This window comes from Phaeobacter sp. JH20_02 (genome assembly GCF_048056915.1).
Taxonomy (GTDB): Bacteria; Pseudomonadota; Alphaproteobacteria; order Rhodobacterales; family Rhodobacteraceae; genus Phaeobacter; species Phaeobacter bryozoorum.
Genome location: NZ_JAYMVP010000022.1, coordinates 1,112,217 through 1,134,778 on the forward strand (window position 1 = coordinate 1,112,217; position 22,562 = coordinate 1,134,778).

Annotated in this window: 20 protein-coding genes and 1 tRNA gene; 13 read left to right on the forward strand and 8 right to left on the reverse strand. The window is 58.8% G+C overall.

Translation table 11 applies throughout. The features are described 5' to 3' along the window. Positions 1-174 precede the first annotated feature (174 nt). The gene (locus VWY34_RS12090) at positions 175-1,008 is read left to right on the forward strand and encodes a PAS domain-containing protein (protein ID WP_340546320.1); all 834 of its coding nucleotides are present in this window, start codon (positions 175-177) and stop codon (positions 1,006-1,008) included. 304 nt (positions 1,009-1,312) lie between these two features. Here VWY34_RS12090 and VWY34_RS12095 read toward each other — a convergent pair whose 3' ends face one another. Further along, the gene (locus tag VWY34_RS12095) at positions 1,313-2,683 is read right to left on the reverse strand and encodes a class II 3-deoxy-7-phosphoheptulonate synthase (protein ID WP_416534932.1); all 1,371 of its coding nucleotides are present in this window, start codon (positions 2,681-2,683) and stop codon (positions 1,313-1,315) included. A 181-nt stretch (positions 2,684-2,864) separates the two neighbouring features. On the opposite strand from VWY34_RS12095, the gene VWY34_RS12100 reads away from it, so the two are divergent. Then, entirely contained in the window at positions 2,865-3,869 is a 1,005-nt protein-coding gene (locus VWY34_RS12100) for a GlxA family transcriptional regulator (RefSeq protein WP_340545583.1), read from the forward strand. A 60-nt stretch (positions 3,870-3,929) separates the two neighbouring features. On the opposite strand, the gene VWY34_RS12105 is transcribed toward VWY34_RS12100, so the two are convergent. Then, a complete protein-coding gene (locus VWY34_RS12105; protein ID WP_416544372.1) occupies positions 3,930-5,036 on the reverse strand; it encodes a PQQ-dependent sugar dehydrogenase in 1,107 nt (368 codons plus the stop codon). Positions 5,037-5,522: 486 nt separating this feature from the next. Between VWY34_RS12105 and VWY34_RS12110 the strand changes: the two genes are divergently transcribed. The 6 genes from VWY34_RS12110 (at position 5,523) to VWY34_RS12135 (ending at position 11,255) form a co-directional block, all read left to right on the forward strand. After that, a complete protein-coding gene (locus VWY34_RS12110) occupies positions 5,523-6,716 on the forward strand; it encodes an ABC transporter substrate-binding protein (RefSeq protein ID WP_416534929.1) in 1,194 nt (397 codons plus the stop codon). A gap of 99 nt (positions 6,717-6,815) precedes the next feature. Beyond that, entirely contained in the window at positions 6,816-7,604 is a 789-nt protein-coding gene (locus tag VWY34_RS12115; RefSeq protein WP_340545586.1) for an ABC transporter ATP-binding protein, read from the forward strand. Further along, a complete protein-coding gene (locus VWY34_RS12120) occupies positions 7,601-8,431 on the forward strand; it encodes an ABC transporter ATP-binding protein (RefSeq protein WP_416544373.1) in 831 nt (276 codons plus the stop codon). Before VWY34_RS12115 ends, VWY34_RS12120 begins: the two co-directional genes overlap by 4 nt. A gap of 216 nt (positions 8,432-8,647) precedes the next feature. Next, the gene (locus VWY34_RS12125; RefSeq protein WP_416544374.1) at positions 8,648-8,926 is read left to right on the forward strand and encodes a hypothetical protein; all 279 of its coding nucleotides are present in this window, start codon (positions 8,648-8,650) and stop codon (positions 8,924-8,926) included. Next, positions 8,926-9,936, forward strand: coding sequence for a branched-chain amino acid ABC transporter permease (locus VWY34_RS12130; RefSeq protein ID WP_416544375.1), 1,011 nt, complete (start codon positions 8,926-8,928; stop codon positions 9,934-9,936). The genes VWY34_RS12125 and VWY34_RS12130 overlap by 1 nt, the downstream gene beginning before the upstream one ends. Then, positions 9,933-11,255 carry an ABC transporter permease subunit gene (locus VWY34_RS12135; RefSeq protein WP_416544376.1) on the forward strand — a complete coding sequence of 441 codons (1,323 nt, stop codon included), beginning with the start codon at positions 9,933-9,935 and terminating at the stop codon, positions 11,253-11,255. The genes VWY34_RS12130 and VWY34_RS12135 overlap by 4 nt, the downstream gene beginning before the upstream one ends. Before the next feature lie 111 nt (positions 11,256-11,366). Here VWY34_RS12135 and VWY34_RS12140 read toward each other — a convergent pair whose 3' ends face one another. Then, complete coding sequence (locus tag VWY34_RS12140) at positions 11,367-12,911, reverse strand: helicase HerA-like domain-containing protein (protein ID WP_416534926.1); 1,545 nt, start codon at positions 12,909-12,911, stop codon at positions 11,367-11,369. Positions 12,912-13,456: 545 nt separating this feature from the next. On the opposite strand from VWY34_RS12140, the gene VWY34_RS12145 reads away from it, so the two are divergent. After that, positions 13,457-14,101, forward strand: coding sequence for an invasion associated locus B family protein (locus tag VWY34_RS12145; RefSeq protein WP_416544377.1), 645 nt, complete (start codon positions 13,457-13,459; stop codon positions 14,099-14,101). Between the two features lie 103 nt (positions 14,102-14,204). Here the strand turns inward: VWY34_RS12145 and VWY34_RS12150 are convergent, their stop codons facing one another. From VWY34_RS12150 to VWY34_RS12165, 4 genes are read right to left on the reverse strand one after another with little or no spacing between them, the layout of a single operon-like run. Next, on the reverse strand, positions 14,205-15,413 hold the full coding sequence (locus VWY34_RS12150) for a beta-ketoacyl-[acyl-carrier-protein] synthase family protein (protein WP_340545592.1): 1,209 nt from the start codon (positions 15,411-15,413) through the stop codon (positions 14,205-14,207). 28 nt (positions 15,414-15,441) lie between these two features. Continuing rightward, positions 15,442-15,696 carry an acyl carrier protein gene (locus tag VWY34_RS12155; RefSeq protein WP_340545593.1) on the reverse strand — a complete coding sequence of 85 codons (255 nt, stop codon included), beginning with the start codon at positions 15,694-15,696 and terminating at the stop codon, positions 15,442-15,444. A 48-nt stretch (positions 15,697-15,744) separates the two neighbouring features. After that, positions 15,745-16,818, reverse strand: coding sequence for a UDP-3-O-(3-hydroxymyristoyl)glucosamine N-acyltransferase (gene lpxD / locus VWY34_RS12160; RefSeq protein WP_416544378.1), 1,074 nt, complete (start codon positions 16,816-16,818; stop codon positions 15,745-15,747). A gap of 38 nt (positions 16,819-16,856) precedes the next feature. Further along, complete coding sequence (locus VWY34_RS12165) at positions 16,857-18,476, reverse strand: L,D-transpeptidase family protein (protein WP_416544379.1); 1,620 nt, start codon at positions 18,474-18,476, stop codon at positions 16,857-16,859. A gap of 389 nt (positions 18,477-18,865) precedes the next feature. Here VWY34_RS12165 and VWY34_RS12170 point away from each other — a divergent pair, with 389 nt between their 5' ends. From VWY34_RS12170 to VWY34_RS12185, 4 genes are all read left to right on the forward strand, one after another. Beyond that, positions 18,866-19,435, forward strand: a complete 570-nt coding sequence (locus tag VWY34_RS12170; RefSeq protein WP_340545596.1) for a YcbK family protein — start codon at positions 18,866-18,868, stop codon at positions 19,433-19,435. Between the two features lie 238 nt (positions 19,436-19,673). After that, positions 19,674-19,750 (forward strand) — tRNA-Arg (locus tag VWY34_RS12175). 419 nt (positions 19,751-20,169) lie between these two features. Further along, entirely contained in the window at positions 20,170-20,874 is a 705-nt protein-coding gene (locus tag VWY34_RS12180; protein ID WP_416544380.1) for an SOS response-associated peptidase, read from the forward strand. 113 nt (positions 20,875-20,987) lie between these two features. Then, the gene (locus tag VWY34_RS12185; protein WP_416544381.1) at positions 20,988-21,815 is read left to right on the forward strand and encodes a calcium-binding protein; all 828 of its coding nucleotides are present in this window, start codon (positions 20,988-20,990) and stop codon (positions 21,813-21,815) included. Between the two features lie 191 nt (positions 21,816-22,006). Here the strand turns inward: VWY34_RS12185 and VWY34_RS12190 are convergent. Then, the coding region (locus VWY34_RS12190) for a hypothetical protein (protein WP_416544382.1) at positions 22,007-22,562 on the reverse strand (556 nt) is incomplete at its 5' end.

Here is a 22,562-nt window from a genome sequence, read left to right on the forward strand (position 1 = left end):
AGTCCATAAGCGCGCGGTCCTATCCTAAAGTGTTAACCATTGATTAAAGAAGTAGTCCAAAATTGAATAAGATTGTGGCATGTTAACTTCAGGATAACCAATTCGGCATTAATCGTTAGGCAACCAACTTTAGCTTGGCGCATGACCCAGCCGGATCCAGCGAGGATGACAGCGATGTTTTTTGGCGGCCGCAAAGATAACGATCAGACCGATGGTCAAACTAAGGTTGTGGCAATGGACCGGTTCCGTGCTGCGGGATCGCTGTCGCCCATGCGTCAGGCGGAGGCCTATTGGACCGCCCTGCGCCGGGGTGATGACATTCCCAGCCGGTCGCAGATTGACCCGCGCGGGCTGGAGAACATCCTGCCCCAGACCTTTATTCTGGAACGGATCGCGCCCGGTATCGCCCGGTTCCGTCTTGCCGGACAGCGGGTGAATGAAATGGCTGGCATGGAAGTGCGCGGCATGCCGATCACCGCTTTCTTCACACCGGAGGCGCGCAAACAGATGAGCGCGGCAATGGAAACCATGTTCGACACGCCCGCCATCATCGAACTGACGCTTCAGACCGAAAACAACCGTCTGCGCGGTGCACGTGAGGCGCGGATGCTGCTGCTGCCGCTGCGCAGCGATCTGGGCGACATCAGCCGTGCGCTGGGTGTTTTCATCTCCGAAGGCAACCCGACCGGCACGTCACAGCGGTTCTCCATCACCGAAACAAAGATCCGTCAGGTCAGCCATAAGGGCGACACCCCCTTTAAGGCCAAGCCACGCGCCGCTGATCCGGTCGCACCCCAGCGTAAACCGCAGGACGTCAACACACCCAATCCGGGGTTTGCCGAGACCCAGGCGCGGTTTGAGCCAGAGCCGAGCGTGATGACGGAAGCGCGTTCGCTGATTGAGCGCAGCCGCCAGATGTCGAGCGCGAAGGACGTGGCGCCAAAGGCCGAAAAACAGCCCGCCAAGAAGCGCGGCAGCCACCTGCGACTGGTGGTCAGCAAAGACTGAGGCCTGAGACGGCACAGCATATTCCCGAGATACTTTCGCGCTACTGGACATAGCTAGAAAGCAGACGCCCCGCGACAGAAGGTCCGGGGCGTTTCCCTTTTGTCAGATGCGCAAACGACCCTGTCGCCATGTTCAAGGTACTGCGCCCACGGGGCTGGTGGCGCCTTGCGGATCGCTGCCGAAACTCTGGCTAAGGTGCATCAGAAACTTCTCCCAACCCTTTGAATAAAAAGACCCTCACCCGGATGGGGTGAGGGTCCATTGCTAGGTGCCATCCTGATGATCAGGGTGGATCTGTGGGTGATCAGCCGGCTTGACGCTCCGCGGTGCGGGCGCGCAGCTGCGAGACTTCTTCCGCAACGAGGAAGGCCAGCTCCAGCGACTGGCTGGCGTTCAGGCGCGGGTCGCAGGCCGTGTGATAACGGTCGCTGAGATCCTCATCGGTGACGGCGCGCACGCCGCCGGTGCATTCGGTGACGTCCTGACCGGTCATCTCGAAATGCACGCCGCCCGGGATGGTGCCCTCTGCGGTGTGGATCGCAAAGAAGTCGCGAACCTCGCGCAGGACGCTCTCAAACGGGCGGGTCTTGTAGCCGGTGGAGGATTTGATGGTGTTGCCGTGCATCGGGTCGCAGACCCAGGTCACCTTGGCGCCCTCTTCCTGAACCGCCTTGATCAGGCGTGGCAGGTGTTCGCCGGCTTTGCCTGCGCCAAAGCGTGCGATCAGGGTCAGACGACCTTCCTCATTCTCCGGGTTCAGCTTGGCCATCAGAACCTTCAGATCCTCGGCCGTTGTGGTCGGACCACATTTCAGACCAATCGGGTTCAGCACGCCGCTGCAGAATTCCACGTGTGCGCCATCCGGTTGACGGGTCCGGTCGCCGATCCACAGCATGTGGCCGGAGCCGGCCAGCCATTTGCCGGAGGTCGAATCCAGACGGGTCAGCGCCTCTTCATACTCCAGCAGCAAACCTTCGTGACTGGTGTAGAAGTCAACCGACTGCAAGGTGTGCGCGGTATCATTGTTGATGCCGGCCGCCTTCATGAAGTCGAGCGTATCGGTGATGCGATTCGCCATTTCACGATAGCTTTCGGCCTTCTCGCCCTCGGTAAAGCCCAGCGTCCAGGCATGGACCTGGTTCACATCGGCATAACCGCCGGTCGAGAACGCCCGGATCAGGTTCAGCGTCGCGGCGGCCTGAGTATAGGCCTGCAGCATCCGCTGCGGGTCCGGCACGCGGGAGGCCTCGGTGAAGGCCAGATCGTTGATGATGTCACCGCGGTAGCTGGGCAGCTCGACGCCATTCACGGTCTCTGTCGGTGCGCTGCGAGGTTTGGCGAACTGGCCCGCCATGCGGCCGACCTTGATCACCGGCACCTTGGCACCGTAGGTTAGCACCATCGCCATCTGCAACATCACCTTGAAGGTATCGCGGATCGCATCGGCGCTGAACTGGTCGAAGCTTTCGGCGCAGTCGCCGCCCTGAAGCAGGAATGCCTCGCCCCGGCCGGCCGCGCCGAGGTGTTGTTTCAGCCGCCGCGCCTCACCGGCAAATACCAGCGGCGGATATTTTGACAGCTGAGCCTCAACAGCCGACAGCGCGTCGGCGTTGGTATATTCTGGCATTTGCACCCGCGGTTTTTGGCGCCAGGTCGATTTTTGCCACTCACTCATAGCTGTGTCTCCGCATAAGAGGTCTCAAAGTTAACGAACGCCATCTATACGAAATCACACTCCGGCTGACCAGTTTAGATTTGCAAAGTCTTGACGACACCGCGAAGCTATGAACACGGTGCCCGAATTTCGCAAAATCCGCCCTTGCGAAGAACAGAAATATTGAATGAGGACGCTGGCCATGCAGACGCAGAGCAAGCCAACACCAAGCCCGACCAAAGGCCCCCAATCCCGGCGTTATGCCTTTGTTTTGCTTGACCGTTTTACGATGCTGTCTTTTGCCTCGGCGCTGGAATGTCTGCGAATTGCCAACCGGATGATTGGCCGCGAGGTCTACACCTGGATGCTCTTGGCCGAAGGCGGCGGCACGGTCAGCTGTTCGGCCGGAACATCCTTTCAGGTGGATGACGACCTGATCGAACTCCAGCGCGATGACACAATTCTGTTGTGCTCCGGTATTTCGGTGCAGGAAGCCACCACAAAAAAACTGCTGTCGTGGCTGCGTCGCGAAGCGCGCAAGGGGTTGAAGGTTGGCGGGCTGTGCACGGCGTCATATGCGCTGGCGCGCGCGGGCCTGCTGGATGGCAGACGTGCCACGATTCACTGGGAGAATGCCGACAGTTTCAATGAGGAGTTTGACGAGGTCGAGCTGACCAAATCGGTCTTTGTCATCGACGGCAACCGGATGTCGACAGCCGGCGGTACCTCCTCCATCGACCTGATGCTGAAGCTGATTGCCAATGATCACGGCGAGGATATCGCCAATTCGGTGGCCGATCAGCTCATCTATTCATCGATTCGGACCGATCAGGACACGCAGCGCCTGTCGATCCCGACCCGGATCGGGGTGCGCCACCCCAAATTGTCTATGGTGATCCAGATGATGGAAGCCAACATCGAGGAGCCGATCAGCCCCTCCATTCTGGCGCAGAATGTCGGCATGTCGACCCGCCAGCTGGAGCGGCTGTTCCGTCGCTATCTCAACCGATCTCCCAAGCGCTATTATATGGAACTGCGGTTGCAGAAGGCGCGCAACCTGTTGATGCAGACCGATATGAGTGTGATCAATGTGGCGCTTGCCTGCGGGTTTGCATCACCTTCGCATTTCTCCAAATGCTACCGGGCGCATTACGACACGACGCCTTATCGCGAACGCGGCAGCAAATCGGCCCCGCCGACGTTGTGACCCGCGCCCCTGTCGGATCAGGCCTATGCCGGATCGGCCCGGGGTCCGGTTCGCGCCGGTTCAGCGCGACAGGCGGTAGAGCGCACCATTGGTCTCGGACAGGAACCAGATGCTACCGTCCGGGGCCTCGCGCAGGTCCCGGATCCGTCCTGTCTCATCGCCCCTGATCTGCTCAACCTCCGCCAGTGGTTGCCCGGAGAGCCGCGCGATATAGCCGAACTTGAGCGAGCCGACAAAGATATCCCCGCGCCAGTCCGGCCACATGCTGCCGGAATACACCAGCAGGTTTGAGGGCGCCATCGAGGGGTCCCAATAGTGGGCCGGCTGCTTCAGGCCCGGCTTTGTGGTCCCTTCGCCGATTTTCAGCCCTGAATAATGCCGGCCGTAGGCGATGACCGGCCAGCCGTAATTTGCGCCTTTCTCGATCAGATTGACCTCATCCCCGCCACGGGCGCCATGTTCAACAGACCAGAGCTGGCCATCGGCGGCAAAGGTCAGTCCCTGGGGGTTGCGATGCCCGTAGGACCAGATTTCCGGCTGCGCCCCTTTCTGTTTGGTAAAGGGGTTGTCGCGCGGGACGGATCCGTCGGGATTCAAACGCAGAATGCTGCCCTGATGTGAGGTGAGGGATTGGGCAGATGGCCGGTCGCCGCGATCACCCAGGGTGACATAGAGAGTTCCGTCAGGCCCTTCTGCCAGCCGCGATCCGAAGTGGCGCCCACTGTCGGCGGGTGGCGCGGCGACGAAGATGTCCCGCAGCCCCTCAAGCTGGGTGTTGCGCCGGGCGAGCTGCCCGGTGGCCACCGCTGTGGCAGAGCCTCTTCCAAGCCGTTTCGAATAAGAGAGATATATCCGCCGGGTTCTGTCAAAATTGCGCGGAATCAACACGTCCAGCAGCCCGCCCTGCCCCTGATCGAGCACTTTCGGAGTGCCTTTGACGCGGGTCAGACGGCCCGCCGCCAGGTGCAACAGGTCACCGTCTTTTTCAGTGATCAGCACCGAGCCATCAGGCAGGAAATCAAAAGCCCATGGGATATCCAGCCCGTGGGCCATCCGCTCTATCTTCAACACTCCGTGATCGCTGCTCAGCGTCTGTGCCGAGACCGCGGTGCCAACGGTGGCCAGCAGGGTTAATGCGATAAAGCGCTGTGCCAGGGATGCCAGCATCGGCCGGATCTGTCGCGTCTGGCTGGTCGATCTTTCCGGCTGACAAGCCGACGATTGCCGTCGCCGGGGTCGCATCGCCTGACACGATGGGTTGACTTGGAGCACTCTAATAACAGACCTCCCCATATGCATGACGCCTCCTGCGCAATTCCGTGATCAGACCCTGGGGGGAGCGGTCCAATGGCTCATATTCATGCTATTCGACCGAATTTAGCGCGAATTTTCTATTTGGCCAGCTTTTGCGCCGCCCGGCATGAAATGCGACGCGGATCTGGCGACTTGCGACGAGCGCTGCGGTGCGCTGATCCCCGATGCCCAAGGGGCGAGCGGCCGTTGGGTCATCTACCCCATTGGGAACATTCCATTCTCCGTAACCGGGGCGAAAAAACCTGCGACATGTTGGCGCTAGAGGACTTCCCTTTTTTACCACGCTTGCCTAGGGTCCGATTTGAACAAATATGTTCCAACAAATGGGAGTTCACAAAAATGAAAAAAATGATGATGGCGACAGCCGCCGCTGCCCTGACTGCTGGCACTGCGTTTGCGGGTGGCCACGCCAAGGAAGTGAAGCTGGGTGTGCTTCTCGGCTTTACTGGGCCGATCGAATCCCTCGCCCCGGCCATGGGTTCCGGCGCTGAGCTGGCGATGGAGGAAGTGACCAAATCCGGCAAGCTGCTTGATGCGGCGACTGTCATTCCGGTGCGCGCAGACACCGGCTGTATCGACAATGGTCTGGCGACTGCAAACGGCGAGAAGCTGGTTGCTGACGGTGTCAACGGCATCATCGGCGGTGACTGCTCCGGCGTGACCGGCGCGATCCTGCAGAACGTCGCGATCCCGAACGGCATGGTGATGATCTCGCCATCGGCCACCTCGCCCGGCCTGTCGACCATGGAAGACAACGACCTGTTCTTCCGCACCTCGCCCTCCGATGCCCGCGAAGGCCAGGTGATGGCCGAAGTGCTGAAAGAGCGCGGCGTCAACTCCATCGCCCTGACCTATACCAACAACGACTACGGCAAAGGTCTGGCCGACGCGATCAAAACCTCCTTTGAGGAAGTCGGCGGTGAAGTCACCATCGTGACCGCGCATGAAGACGGCAAGGGCGACTATTCCGCAGAAGTCGCCGCACTGGCGTCCGCTGGCGGCGATATTCTGGTTGTTGCCGGCTACCTGGATCAGGGCGGCCTGGGCATCATTCAGGCCTCGCTCGACTCCGGTGCCTATGACACCTTCGGTCTGCCCGGTGGCATGATCGGTGACACCCTGCCCAAGAACATCGGCCCGGATCTTGATGGCTCCTTTGGCCAGATTGCCGGTTCCGACAGCGAAGGTGCGGCGATCTATGCTGAGCTGGCCAAAGCCGCAGGTTTCGACGGCACCTCCGCCTATTCCCCGGAGAGCTATGACGCTGCCGCGCTGTTCATGCTGGCAATGCAGGCCGCAAACTCCAAGGATCCGGCCGACTATGGCTCCAAGATCCTTGAAGTAGCCAATGCGCCCGGTGAGAAGATCAACCCCGGCGAGCTGGGCAAGGCCCTGGAAATCCTCGCGAATGGCGGCGACATCGACTATGAGGGTGCGACTGGCGTAGAACTGATCGGCCCCGGTGAGAGCGCAGGCTCCTACCGCGAGATCGAAGTCAAGGACGGCGCCAACGCCACAGTGAAATTCCGCTGATCCCGTAAAATCGGATCGAACCAAGATGATCAGCCCGGGTTTTGCCCGGGCTGTTCCAAATTCAAAAGCCGTCAAAAAGACGGTGGGGGATGAAATGACATGATCGTCGTCGAGGACTTGCACAAGCACTTCGGCGGGTTCCATGCGGTTGATGGCGCGTCGCTGGAAATCGCTAAGGGCTCCATAACCGGTTTGATCGGGCCAAACGGCGCCGGAAAAACCACTCTTTTCAACGTGATTGCAGGCGTGCTTGAACCGACCTCTGGCCGGGTCACCATGGACGGTGAGGACATCACCGGCCTGCCGCCGCATGAGCTGTTCCACAAGGGGCTGCTGCGGACGTTCCAGATCGCGCATGAATTTGCGTCGATGACCTGCCGCGAGAACCTGATGATGGTGCCAAGTGCGCAGTCGGGTGAGACGCTGTGGAACACCTGGTTCGGCCGCAAGCGCATTGCGGATGAGGAACGCGCGCTGCGGGCCAAGGCAGATGAGGTTCTGGAATTCCTGACCATCAGCCATATCGCCGATCTGAAGGCCGGTCAGGTCTCGGGCGGGCAGAAGAAACTGCTTGAGCTGGGCCGCACCATGATGGTGGACGCCAAGATCGTCTTCCTCGATGAGGTGGGCGCAGGTGTGAACCGGACCCTGCTCTATACCATTGCCGATGCCATCAAGCGCCTCAACGAGGAGCGCGGCTATACCTTCGTCGTGATCGAGCACGACATGGAGTTCATCGGGCGCCTCTGCGACCCGGTTATCTGCATGGCCGAGGGCAAGAAACTGGCTGAAGGCACGCTGGATCAGATCAAGGCCAACGAGCAGGTGATCGAAGCCTATCTCGGCACCGGCCTGAAAAACAAAGATAAACTGGAGGCTGGAGCATGAGCGACAATCCCTACCAGAACGATCACGGCAATCGTGATGCCTCGATCACCAATCCGCATGGTGTTGGAACGATGCAGCCTGCCCACAGCAAAAGCGGCCCCACACGCAAGGTGGACGGTGGTCCCTTTCTGATCGGTGACACGATGACCGGCGGCTACGGCAAAGGGCCGGATATCCTGCACGACTGCACCATTGCCGTCGATAAGGGCGAGATCGCCGTTATCGTTGGCCCCAATGGTGCCGGGAAATCCACCGCGATGAAAGCTGTGTTCGGGATGCTCGATGTCCGCGCAGGTGCCGTGCGTCTGGACGGCGAGGATATCACCCTGCTGACCCCCCAGGACCGGGTGATCAAGGGCATGGGGTTTGTGCCCCAGACCAGCAATATCTTCACCTCGATGACGGTGGAGGAAAACCTGGAAATGGGCGCTTTCATCCGCACCGATGATTTTTCCGACACCATGGAGCAGGTCTATGAGCTGTTTCCGATCCTGCGTGAAAAACGCAACCAGCCGGCGGGCGAACTCTCCGGGGGTCAGCGCCAGCAGGTGGCCGTCGGCCGCGCGCTGATGACCAAGCCGAAGGTTCTGATGCTGGACGAGCCGACAGCAGGTGTGTCGCCCATCGTCATGGACGAGCTGTTCGACCGTATCATTGAGGTCGCCCGTACCGGTCTGCCGATCCTGATGGTCGAACAAAACGCCAAACAAGCGCTTGAGATCGCGGACAAAGGTTACGTTCTGGTACAGGGCCGCAATGCCTACACCGGCACCGGCCAAGAGCTGCTCGCCGATCCCGAAGTGCGCAAATCTTTCTTGGGGGGGTGACCGAGTATGCCTCTACTAAGAAAATCGGCTGTAATAAACCACAGTCGAGCTCTCGTTATCTGTACGGCACTTAGCCCTGCTGCTGCTCTTGCTGACCAAGCTGGGACTAACCTCAGCTGCTACTTGGAACCTAAGTGCACTTCTGTTCTGGAATGCACCACCAACGATGCTGCGGACTGCAAGACGGTTCAAAGGTGTCCGGCCGATCCCATCGAAATGAAGATCACCCTTGCGGTGCTTTCAGAAGATAGGGGTGCCGGTGGCGGTCTGGCTCGTTTCGCTTGGAAACAAGGAGACTCGGAAGAGTTTGTTTCACTTGCCCCGTTTCTGGAGCTTGGTTCGTCCATAAGGTTCGCAAAGGTCCCTCCAGCCGACACATCCGTAGACAGCTGGATGATACTCATGAGCGGCGACAATGTCTCACTCGATGAAAAAAGTGCCAGAAGGTATCCCTCCCAAGTGACATATACCGGCACCTGCCAAGAGGATAAATAATGGACTTCCTCAACGCCCTTGTGGCGCTTACAAATTTTGTCGGGGTTCCGGCAATCGCTTACGGCAGTCAACTGGCGCTTGGTGCGCTGGGTGTGACGCTGATTTATTCGGTGCTGCGGTTTTCGAATTTTGCCCATGGCGACACTATGGCCTTTGGCACAATGGTGACCATCATCGTGACCTGGTGGTTGCAGTCGATGGGCATCAGCTTTGGCCCGCTGCCGACTGCGCTGCTGGCGCTGCCGCTTGGCATCGCGAGCTGTATGCTTCTGATGCTGGTCACCGACCGCACCGTTTATCGGTTCTACCGGACACAGAAAGCCAAGCCGGTGATTTTTGTCATGGTGTCGCTGGGCGTCATGTTCATGATGAATGGCCTTGTGCGATTTGTCATCGGGCCGGGCGATCAGCGGTTTGCTGACGGCGAACGCTTTCTGATTTCCGCGCGGGATTTCAAGGCGATGACCGGCCTGAGTGAGGGGCTGGCGATCAAGACCACGCAAGGCATCACCGTGATCACCGCAGTGGTGGTTGTCGCGCTGCTGTTTTGGTTCCTGAACAAGACCCGCACCGGTAAATCCATGCGCGCCTATTCCGACAACGAAGATCTGGCGCTGCTCTCGGGCATCAACCCGGAGCGGGTGGTGATGTATACTTGGCTGATCGTTGCGACCCTCGCGACCATTGCCGGCGTGCTTTATGGTTTGGACAAGTCTTTCAAACCCTTCACCTATTTCCAGCTGCTGCTGCCGATCTTTGCCGCCGCTATCGTTGGTGGTCTGGGCAGCCCGGTCGGGGCCATCGCTGGTGGGTTCATCATCGCGTTCTCCGAGGTGACCATCACCTATGCCTGGAAGAAAGTGCTGACCTATGTTGTGCCGGAGTCGTTCGAGCCTGATGGCCTCGTCCAGCTTCTGAGCACGGATTACAAATTCGCCGTGTCCTTTGCGATCCTTGTGGTCGTGCTTCTGTTCAAGCCCACGGGCCTTTTCAAAGGAAAAGTGGTATGAGCGAGACAGTCAAAACCTCCCTGCTGTTTCTGTTTGTTGGTATTCTGATCCTGCTTGAGGGCAGCGCGAACTTTCTGTTTTTCTCCGGATCCTGGAACTCGGCTCTGGTGATCCTCAACATGGGGTTGGTCTCTGCGATCATGGCGATTGGCGTCAATCTTCAGTGGGGCTTTGCCGGTTTGTTCAATGTCGGCATCATGGGCTTCGTGGCGCTTGGTGGTCTGGCCGTTGTGCTGGTTTCTACCGCTCCGACACCGGGCGCGTGGAGCCAGGGCGGTGTCGGGATCATCATGGCACTGGCCATGGGGGCGATGACGCTGGTCGCGGCCGTTGCAACCATGCGGATGGTGCCTGCCGGTAAGCTGCGCGTTGCGGTGCTGCTGGCGGTGCTGATCCTCGGCTTTGTGGTGTATCGCGCAATCTTCGATCCGGCGGTTGCCGGGGTCGAGGCGATCAACCCGGCGCTGGAGGGCAACCTAGGCGGGCTGGGTCTGCCGGTGCTTCTGGCCTGGCCTGCGGGCGGTCTGCTGGCGGCCGGCGTTGCCTGGCTGATCGGCAAGACGGCCCTCGGTCTGCGGTCTGATTATCTGGCGATTGCGACGCTTGGCATTGCCGAGATCATCATCTCGGTGCTGAAGAACGAGGACTGGCTGTCGCGCGGCGTGAAAAATGTCGTCGGCCTGCCCCGGCCCCTGCCCTATGAGGTCGATCTGCAGAATGATGCGGAGTTTGTCGCCAAGGCGGCGGACTATGGTCTGGATCCGGTTCTGGCCTCCACGCTCTATGTCAAGCTGGGCTACTCGCTGCTGTTCACCGTTGTGCTGCTGGTGCTGCTGTGGATGGCGCAGATGGCATTGAAGAGCCCCTGGGGCCGGATGATGCGCGCCATTCGCGACAATGAGGTGGCAGCCGAGGCGATGGGCAAGGATGTGACCCGCCGCCATCTGCAAATCTTCATCCTTGGCTCTGCGATCTGTGGCATTGCCGGGGCTATGATGACCACGCTCGACAGCCAGCTGACGCCGGGCACGTATAATCCCTTGCGCTTCACCTTCCTGATCTGGGTGATGGTAATTGTCGGTGGCTCCGGCAATAACTTTGGCGCGGTGCTGGGAGGTCTGCTGATCTGGTTCCTGTGGATCAAGGTTGAGCCGATGGGCATCCTGTTGATCGAGACCCTGACCGCAGGCATGGCCGACACCAATGCGCTGAAGGTTCATCTGCTGGAAAGCGCGTCGCATATGCGCCTGCTGACCATGGGGCTGATCCTGCTGCTGGTGCTGCGCTTCAGCCCCCGTGGCCTGATCCCCGAGCGCTGAGGTCGCAGATCCGCGACCGGTCTGACAATCGGACCTATGGGAACGCGAAACGCCGCCCGTGGATATGCTCCCCGGGCGGCGTTTTGTTTTGCTCTGGCAGGTCGGGCCGGCTCACCGCCCCTTGAACAGACCGCCGAGGATGCCCCGCACAAGCCTTCGACCTGTGGTTCCTTTCAATTCCTTGATGACCGCCTCGGACATGGCTGAGGCAAAACTGTCGCGTGGTTTTACCCGCCGCGCGGAGGACCGGCTGACCCGGCTGCCAGAATAGCGCCGCCCGGCGTTATATTCGCGTGCCATCGGTTCGGGTGCCGCCTCGGCGTAATCTTCTGCGGCCTCAGCCTCGGCGGCGGCTTTTGCGGCGCGTTCCGCCAGGATTTCATAGGCGGACCGCCGGTCCGTGGTCTGGTCATATTTCCCGGCCATGTCCGAGCTCTGCAAGATTGCCCTGCGGTCCTCAGCGGTGATCGGGCCGAGTTGAGAACTGGGCGGGCGGATCAGCGTGCGCTCAACAACGCCGGGGACACCTTTTTTCTGCAACATCGAGGTGACCGCCTCACCGACGCCGACCTCGCGGATCGCCTCCTCGGTTGAGAACCGTGGATTCTCACGGTAGGTTTCGGCCGCCATGCGAAGGTTTTTCCGGTCGCGCGCGGTAAATGCCCGCAGCGCGTGCTGGATGCGATTGCCAAGCTGGCCGAGAATGTCCTCCGGCACATCTGCGGGGTTCTGCGTGATGAAATAGATCCCCACCCCCTTGGAGCGGATCAGGCGCGCCACCTGTTCCACCTTGTCGATGAGCGCCTTGGGGGCATCATCAAACAGCAGATGCGCCTCGTCGAAGAAAAACACCAGCCGGGGCTTTTCAGGATCGCCAACCTCTGGCAGCTCCTCGAACAGCTCGCTCAGCAGCCAGAGCAGGAATGTTGCATATAGTCCCGGCGCCGCCATCAGTTTGTCAGCGGCGAGGATATTGACCATGCCACGCCCGTCAGCGGTGCCGCGCATCAGGTCGCTCAGCGCCAGGGCCGGCTCGCCAAAGAGCTGCGCCCCGCCCTGGTTCTCCAGCACCAGCAGCCGCCGCTGGATTGCCCCGATTGAGGCTGTGGAGACATTGCCGTAGCGCAGCGATAGCTGCGCGCGGTTTTCACCCACCCAGACCAGCAGCGCCTGTAGATCCTTCAGGTCCAGCAGCGCCAGACCTTCCTCATCCGCGAGACGGAACGCGATGTTCAGGATGCCCTCCTGTGCCTCGCTCAGTTCCAACAGCCGCGCCAGCAGCAATGGCCCCATCTCGGCCACGGTCGTCCTGACCGGATGCCCCTGCTCACCGTAGAGATCCCAGAAGGTGACCGGGCAGGCATGGTAGCGGTAGTCATCAAAGCCGATCTTGGTCGCCCGGCTGGTAAAGGCATCATGTAGCTTATGGTCGGCGCTGCCGGATTTCGCCAGGCCGGACAGATCGCCCTTCACATCCGACAGGATTACCGGCACGCCGGCATTGGAGAAACTCTCGGCGAGGATCTGTAGCGTGACCGTCTTGCCCGTGCCGGTTGCTCCGGCGATCAACCCGTGACGATTGGCATATTTCAGCGCCAGCGCCTGTGGATCGGCATAGGCTTCGCCACCGCCGCCGATAAAGAGTTTGTCCTGCATGATCTGCCCCTGACTGTTGTGATCCCGCGAAAAATGCGATCGGTCTCAAATGAAAATACAAAATTAACCTTTGAATGCGAGAGTGATAATTGCCCGTCGACCATCATGCGGTTGTGTCGGCGGACATTTCCTCCCTGTCAGACTGGGCCGTGCTTCGGGCACGGCCTTTTTTTTGCGCTCGCGGCCGGCCCGTGGCGATCAGCTGCGCCTTGCGGGCAGGTGTTTTGTGCATATTGCGCGCGCTATGGGCGTAGGCGTCAATTATTCCACCAACTGCGACATTTTTTTCTCTTTCCATGTTGACCGATGGCCGACCCTTTCGTAACGTCCTCCCAATAACTAAGTCGGCCAGTCCGACGGGGAGAAAAAATACGAAGAAGGGGGCAGTTATGCTCCCTTTTTTGTTTTGTTCCAAGTGCTTCCAGTCGTGACGCGCGATCCGGTCAATTCCCCGCCAGTGAAGCGGGCAAACATGGTTATTGGCCTGACACCGGGGTTCGGCCATGCTACATCGAATCCGACACCACAGGATAGATGAGGCAATCATGATCAAGTCCCTGACCCCGATGACCCTGGCCGCGCTGATGGCGCTGCCGCTGCCGCTGATGGCGCAGGAGACCGCCGGGGCGGCCGAGACCGAAGAGAGCCAGCCCGCCGCAGATGCCACAGCCACGGAGGCACCAAAAGCCGACGAGGTTCTGGATCTTGGCCAGCCCGTACAGGATGGCCCCAAGCTGGGGCAGCGCTATTCCAAAGAAACCCATGGCGATTGGGATCTGGCCTGCGTCAAGACCGACGAAGAAACCGATCCCTGTTCGCTGTTGCAGATCATGTCCGACGACAGCGGCAATCCGATGGCGGAGTTTTCGCTGTTCCGGATTGATCAGGAAGGCAGCCAGGCTGTCGCCGGTGCGACGGTGATTGTGCCGCTTGAAACCTTGCTGCCGGCCGCGCTGACCATTTCCATCGATGGCGCCCCCGGCAAGCGGTATAATTATTCCTTCTGTAGCCCAATGGGCTGCGTCGCCCAGATCGGGCTGACCGAGACCGATATCGCCGCGTTCAAAAAGGGCAAGATCGCCACGCTGAGCCTGCGGCCCGCACCAGCGCCGGATCAGGTGATCAATATGGAGCTGTCGCTCAGCGGATTTACCGCCGGTTACAATGTCGTGGACGTTGTGAAGCAATAAACATCCGGTGCGGCAAACAGAAAGCCGCTGTCCAGAAAACGATCACCGCCGCACCCTGGATCAGGATGCGGCGGTTTTTTTCGGCTCTGCGGCTGGCGATCGCTCAGATCTTGCGCAGAGCAAGCACCGCGTTCAGCCCGCCAAAGGCAAAGGCATTGCTGAGGGCGACGGTCACATTGGCCTGCCGTGCCTCATTCGGAACCACGTCCAGCGCGCATTCCGGATCAGGTTCCTCATAACCGATGGTTGGCGCAACGATACCGTCACGCAGCGCCATGATGCAGGCCAGCAGTTCGACCGCTCCGGTGCCGCCGATCAGATGGCCGTGCATGGATTTGGTCGAGGACATCATCAGATTATCCGCATGGGGCCCAAAGACATCCGCCACGGCCGCGCATTCCGTTTTGTCGTTGGCGGCGGTTCCGGTGCCATGGGCGTTGACGTAGCCGACGTCCTCGGGGTTGACCTTTGCGTCCTGCAGCGCGCCGGCAATGGCGCGCGCGGCGCCCTGTTTGCTGGGCATGACGATATCTGCCGCATCCGAGGACATGGCAAAGCCAATGACCTCGCAGATGATATCGGCGCCGCGGGCGCGGGCGTGATCATAGTTTTCAAAAACGAAGATCCCGGCCCCCTCGCCCTGCACCATGCCGTTGCGGTTGGCGCTGAACGGGCGGCAGGCATCCCGTGACATGACCCGCAGTCCTTCCCAGGCTTTGACCCCGCCAAAGCAGAGCATCGATTCAGATCCACCGGTGATCATCACCGGCGCCATCCCGGAGCGGACCATCTGAAACGCCTGGGCCATGGCATGATTTGAAGAGGCGCAGGCTGTCGAGACGGTAAAGCTCGGCCCCTTCAGATTATGTTCCATCGAGACATGGCTGGCTGCGGCATTGTTCATAAGCTTGGGCACGACAAAGGGGTGGACCCGGTTTTTGCCGTCCTCGTAAACCGAGCGATAATTGTCGTCCCAGGTCGAGACCCCGCCGCCGGCCGTCCCAAGCACCACGCCGGATTTCTGCGACAGCTCGCCGTGAAACTCCAGCCCCGACTGCTCAATCGCCTCTTTTGCGGCGGTCAGCGTGAATTGGGTGAAACGATCATAAAGGCTCATCTGTTGCCGGTTGAACCGGCCCTCGGCCTCAAACCCGCGCACCTGTCCGCCGATGCGGATCGACAGGCGGTCAACGTCGCGAAAATCGAGTTCTCCGATGCCACAGCGACCTTCGGCCATTGAGGCCAGCGTGTCGGCCACCGTATGGCCAAGGGCATTGATTGTCCCCATGCCAGTGATGACAACCCGGTTCATCTTGTGCCTCCAACCCCGCTGAACATCGTTATTTTTCGGCGATCAGCTTATCAATGCCGACGATGATCGCAGCGACATTGGAGATGTCGAAATCGCTCTTGTCCGGTTCATTTGCGTTGAAGGGGATGGTGATGTCGAACTCTTCCTCAATGGCAAAGATACTCTCGACAAGGCCAAGGCTATCGATACCGAGGTCTTCCAATGTGCTGTCGAGTGTCACATCCGATGGTTCCAGCACAGCCTGTTCGGCGATGATGGCGATGACCTTGTCCTGCGTGCTCATGAGGGATCCCTGATCAGTGGTATTTTGCGTCATGTAAGTGGTGCGCCGTTATTTGAAAACCGCCTTCTTCAGCGCCTCGATGTCGCGCATCAGACGGCCAAGACGCCGCTGCCCCTTATACATCTCGGTATGTGTCTCCATTTTGACAGCGGGATAGCCCATCACCACACGGCCTGCGGGAACGTTTGACAGGATCTTGGTTCCGCCCCCGGCAATCACCCCGTCACCGATAAAGATATTGTCGGCAACCCCGGTCTGACCGCCCAGAACCACGTTGTTGCCAATATCGACGGAGCCTGAAATTCCGGTCTGACCACAAAGCAGACAGTCCCGGCCGACACGGGTGTTATGGCCAATATGAACGAGGTTATCGAGCTTACTGCCGCTGCCGATCACGGTGTTGCGGATGGTGCCATTATCAATGGTGCAATTGGTGCCGAGTTCGACGTCATCGCCAATCTCGACTGCGCCGAGCGAATGGATCCGCAGCCAGCTCTGCGCCTTGCTATCGCCTTGATCGCCCATGGTTTTGCGCGCGGTCTCCACGCCGGAGACCTCCGGTGTCACATAGGAAAACCCGTCGCCGCCAATCCGTGCGCCGGGCTGGGCGCGAAAGCGATCACCGATGATGGCACGGGCGCCAATGCTGACAGCTTCGCGCAGCTGGGCCTCGGTGCCGATGGTGACATCCGCCCCGATGTAGCACTGCGGGCCAATCACTGACCCTGTGCCGATCCGCGCACCCGCGGCGATCACCGCCAGAGGGCCGACGGAGACACTCTCGCCCAGTTCTGCGGAGGGGTCGATCACAGCGCTGGGGTGAATTCCATCGCCAAATCCCTGTCCCCGGTCCAGCAGCCGGGTCACACCGCCCATCGCGAGGCGCGGGCGCGGGGCAAAGATGGCGGCCTTCAGCCCCATCGCCTGCCAGTCGGCGCCCTCCCAGACCAATCCGACGCGGGCGCTGCCTTCGTTCAGGGTTTCGGCGTATTTCGGAGCCATGGCCATGGCCAGATCATCGGGGCCTGCATCCTGCGGTTCAGCGGCGCGCTGCACCACCAGTTCCAGATCTCCTGCGGCCTCTGCCTGAAGAGAGGCGGCGATTTCGCGGACTGTAAACATGTCGGGCCCTTCCGGTCTGTTGCCTTTGGGCCCGAGGATTACCCTTGTACGCCCGGCAACACCACCCCTGCCCGTTCCAACGCGGCCCATACCTTGGCGTCACGACCGTAGATGTCGCGACGGTATTCGGGCTGCCCTTTTGAGGACACAAAGGCGGTCCGATAGATGATATGCACCGGAACCTTCTGATCAAGGACCACCTTGGTCTCCTTGCCGCTGTTCAGAATACGGTGAAAGAAATCCTTTGGGTTTTCAGTCTGGCGAGCCAGCAAAGCGTAAGCGAATTCAAATGGTTGCGCGAGCCGGATGCAGCCATGCGAGAAGGCGCGGACCTCACGCTGGAACAGGCTCTTCTGCGGTGTGTCATGCAGATAGATATTGTATTTGTTCGGGAACATGAACTTCACCAGCCCCAGCGCGTTCTTGCTGCTGGGTGGCTGGCGCATGGCAAAGGGGAAGGTGCGCGCGGTATATTTGGAGAAATCAGCGGTTGCGCGATTCACCTTGCGGCCCCGGCTGTCGGTGATTTCGATATGGCTCACCGCGTTGGGGTTGCTGCGCAGCTTGGGCAGATATTCCTTGGTCACGATGGACCGGGGCACGTACCAGCTGGGATTGATCACCATATGCTCCATCTCGTCAGAGAATTCCGGCGAGCGTCGGTCGGCATTGTCCTTGCCGATGACAGAGCGGGTCACAAAGGTCACTTCGCCATTGTCGATGATCTTTGCGGTGAAATCGGTCTGATTGACCAGAATATGACGGTTGCCGCGATCCGGGGTCAGCCAGCGTTCGCGCTCCATCGCTACCAGAACGGATTTGAGCCGGTCCGAAACCGGTTTGTTGATTTCCGCGATTGTCCCGCCACCGGCGACCCCATCGGCGGTCAGCCCGTGATCGGATTGGAACGCCTGCACGGCCTGCTCCAGCGCGCCATCGTAGCTGCGCGCTGCGCTGCGTGGCAGATACCCCATCGCAATAAGACGATTGCGCAGGGCAATCACCGCCGGGCCATTGTCGCCACGTTCCAGTTTCTGTGCCGCAACCCGTGGGCCCCAGCCGCCGGCCGCCTGCAGCTTTTCCAGTCGCATCTTCTCACGCAGCAGCGCCTGATACTGGGCGCTTTGCGGCGCCAGGCTGCGCAGATAGGCCACAGGAGACTGATCACGGATCCCGATCAGATAGGCGGCGAAATCCGGTTGGTGTTTCTCGCGGACGATACCGTCGTCGATCCGGCGCGGTTCAAGCAGACCTGTTTGCAGGTCGCTGGCATAGCCCACCAGCGCGCGGCTCATCGCGACTTCGGCACGACCGAGGTCACGGGTGGTCCGAACCTGGCTCAGCAGCTCCATCAGCGCATCTATTTCGGCGCTGCGATCCGGAAGCCCGTGAACCGGGGCCTCCTGCAGGGCGCGAAACAGAGCTGCGCGCCGGATGCGCGCGGCATCATCGCTGCCGGTCCAGATCGCAGCATAGCCCGTTTCGCGGTAAAACGCGGCAACCGGGTCGCTCGCTGAGGCCGCTTCGGCAACCGCCTGTTTGAACGCCGTCACCTCTGCCCTGGCACCGGAGGGCATGGCAAGGGCAGCCCCGCCCAGTGCAAGTGCAAAAACTCCCGCCTTCAGCGTCGGGCCAACGGTCGAAATGGCACGGGTCATCAACACAGGCGACATATGGGTACGGTCCTCAAATGAATTGCTTTTCACAGTCTGCAGTTGCCTACATGAAATACTGGTGAACGCCAGCCCCCGCTGTCCATTCACATTTTAAACAGCGCAAACAGGCAACAGGCACCTGCGTCCTATCGGTCTCAATTACCGCCACTCGGGCCGTGATCGCCACGACACATTGAGGGGAAATTAACCATTTATTTCCCTTTTGCGCAAAAAATTGCCGAAAATCACAGTTCATGTCGAGCTGCAACATTCAAAACTTGGCGCGCGATTCTGTATGTGCAATACAGTTCTCGCGTGGAAACAGGACCACACCCTGTCCGTAACATCGGGCACAGGCAGAGACATCAGGCGTACGGGACAGCGCAGTGACAATGGCTAAAACTGAAAAATCGGGTTTCTCCCGTCGTGCTCTATTGGGTGCGTTCGCGGCAACAACCATGGTCGCCGCTCCGACCTTCTCCAATGCAGCGGGCTTCCTGCGCGGCGCAGGTGATATCCGGCGGATCCGGATGTACTCAGGCCGCACCGGTGAGCGGATCGACATGGTGTATTGGATCGACGGCAAATACATCAAGGATGCGATCAAGGAAGTGAACCACTTCATGCGCGACTGGCGCAACGATCAGGTCAAGGAAATCGACCTGCGTACGATCGACATCATGGCCGCCTCCCACAATCTTCTTGATGTGAATGAACCCTATATGATGCTGTCGGGCTACCGCAGCCCGAAAACCAACGCGATGCTGCGCAGCCGCTCGCGCGGGGTTGCGAAGAACTCGCTTCACATGCGGGGTCAGGCCGCTGACCTGCGGCTCTCCTCGCGCTCCGTATCGCAGATGGCGAAAGCCGCAATGGCCTGCCGTGCCGGTGGCGTTGGCAAATACAGCGGCTCGAATTTCGTTCATATGGACTGCGGTGTTGTCCGCAGCTGGAACGGCTAAATAGCCTGCCCCGCCTGTTCTCGTGTCCCGAGCCTTTGCAAGCCCATGTTGCCCGACAACATGGGTTTTTTGCTGTGCTCTGACGTCTGAATTCAGCGAGTTTCCCGCGCGCACCATAGTCTGTCCAATGTCCATACTCTGCATAATCATACAGATCACAAACGCCTGAATTGAATTATGGTTCCCATGTTTTTTGCCATTGCAGAGCCACCGCGCGGCAGCTATACGACGCATATAGGCACCTGTAGCTCAGCTGGATAGAGCGCTGCCCTCCGAAGGCAGAGGCCAGAGGTTCGAATCCTCTCAGGTGCGCCATAAAATCAATCACTTAGAATGTCATGAGATTTGCGGTTTTTGTTACTAGTAACAGAAACTAGGCTATTTCACATATTTTGGCCTATTGGAATCGCTAGTCGGACCCTCGCTCAGCCCATTGCCTTTGTTGCGCTTTCTCCGCTCCCAAGACGCATCATCAGTCCAGCCAATGCGTATGTCTTCAATCTGCCCCAGGCGCCCGCAAACTGTACATCGCACGCGGGCACAAACAGGGGCAGGATCAGCCCTATAAGACACCTCTATTGTCCCGACATGGCCGCAGACACACCACATATGCATTACGTGCGGCACCTCAACGCCTCCATTAGCCGTGAGGAACATTACGGGAACAAATTGCAAAATTCAAGTATCGGTCTATCGTGTCTCACAGCACCCGGTAGGCTAGAGGTACAAACTTCATGTGTGGAAGATTGGGCAGGCCAGACCTTACATGGCGACAGCTATATGAGTTGGAGCGCCGCTTTCTCGGCCCGCCTATACCGGTGCGCGATCCTAATGCTGTTGAGCTATCTGCGAGTTGGAATGTCAAGCCTACTCAGCTGGTGGATATCGCTTATCTGAATGGAGAGCAGCTGTTCAGTACGACGGCCCGCTGGTGGTTCGTGCCTAGCTGGCATCGCGGTGATGTAAAGGACTGGAAGCGCACCACCTTCAACGCGAAGATCGAGACAGCGGCCAGTCTGCCGAGTTTCCGCAATGCGTGGCGTTCACAGCGATGCATCATCCCGGCAGCAGGCTACTACGAATGGACCGGACCAAAGGGCAATAAACAACCCTGGTGGATCACGACCGATAGCAACGCCCCTGCCCTGTTCTTTGCCGGGCTCTATTCGCGCCCGAGAGATGACCTGCACACGTGCACTATTCTGACGCGATCGGCGTTGCCCCAGATCAGCGAGATACACGCACGCTCCCCGGTGATCCTTGCGGATGATCAGATCGACCCTTGGCTCTCAGCGGCCCCAGAGGCCGACGAAGCACAGAAACTAGGGCTAGCCTGGAACGACCGAATGAGAGCGCATAAAGTTGCCCCCTTTGGGCGCGATGACGATGGGCCGGAACTGATCGAGCCATTTGGTGAGTTTTTCTCGCACTGCCACTAGTTAGATAAAAAGTGACAGAAGCTACGACCGTCAATACTGTGATCTCAGTTTCAGTAATCTTGGGGGGACTTCAAATGCCGGTGACGGTAACTAGAACGAACGCAGGATACCTATTGGAGGATCTTACAGGTGGTCCCGGAGTTGACTGGTTAATTTTAGACTACCATAGTGACTATCTCGGATTCACCCCTGGAACAGTACAATTTCACGCACAAACAGACACTTCGGTTGCAGTCACATTCCAAAACACCACGCTGCACAGCGCGTTTTTTGATGTCGACGGATTTGAAAAATACTCAATCACTGGAACGGTCGGGCGCGACATCCTTCACGGTGGTCAGCTGCAGGATGTGTTCATAGGAAAACGAGAGGCCGATTCCCTCTTCGGATATGGGGGGAACGACCGGCTCTACGGTGGCTCAGGAGATGACAACCTGCGCGGCGGAAGCGGTAGAGATCGACTAGAAGGCGGCTATGGCAACGATCAACTGAGCGGCGGCAAAGGGCACGACCTGCTCATCGGGGGACGGGGCGACGATGTTTTTCGTGGCGGAATAGGTAACGACACTCAGCGCGGCGGTCGCGGAGACGACTCCTTCTGGACCGGAAAAAGCACTGATGCTGGGCGGCATGATGGAAACGATCAATTCTGGGGAGGGAGCGGATCAGACAACTTCATCTTCTTCAATGACTTCGGACGTGACGTCATTCGCGACTTCGACGCGAATTTCGACAGGCTATCCCTAAATTTGGAACTTTGGAATTTCCAGCCTCTTTCGCCTGAGCAATTGGTGGACAGATTTGCGAGTTTCCAAGATGATCGAGTGGTGTTTGACTTTGACGATCCGCTGCGCGTTAACAACGCAGACTCCATCGAGATAATTGTCATTCTGGGCTCATTCACTACAGATGAAATCGCGGACTCGATTGTATTTTGGTAGGAATGATGCCTCCACGCACAGTTTTGATCAGCCCTCGTAATCGACCAGCGTAACGGGATACCAAAACTGTCAGAGCTTTCAGAGGTGCAGCCACGCCCGCGCTTCCCCAGACAGGTTTGAGAACTGGCCGTGCGTAGGTCAGATCTCCAAGTCGATCAGCCGTCAGCACAAAGCGAGCCGAGCGCTGCAATTCAATCGTCTAACGGCCCATCGTGATGATCGATAACGCTGACAATTAGCGACAGCGCTTGGATGCATTCATCAGAGCGTATTGCGTCCTTCCAATGCAGCGCAAAACCCGTATATCCTGGAACGATATCCGCTAGCCCTGTAAGGCGAAAACCGGCGGGATTTTTAGAAATTTGATCAGTAATGGAAAGCTCAACGCACTGTATGGGTTCGTAATAATCCAGATAGATTTCTCTACTTAGCGCAACATTCTGCTGAAACCCGCGATGAGCTACAGATCGGTAGGTTATACCAACCTTCCCCGTCGTATGAATGTGGTCCTCAAGCGGATCCCATCCATTGGCATAAAGTTCTGCAAATGCTGCAGTTAGCTTATATCTATAAGAGAAATCATCTCCTACTTTCTCAGTGAATTTCTCCAAAGAAAAGCGATAATAGTCCTTTTGCTCCGGGGAGAACCTTGTATTGAGGCTCCACATTCGACGACTTCCAAGGGCACCGAAAACAGATAGTGGCCGACGCAGACGCCAAACCGACAAATAAACTGTCTGTCCAGCA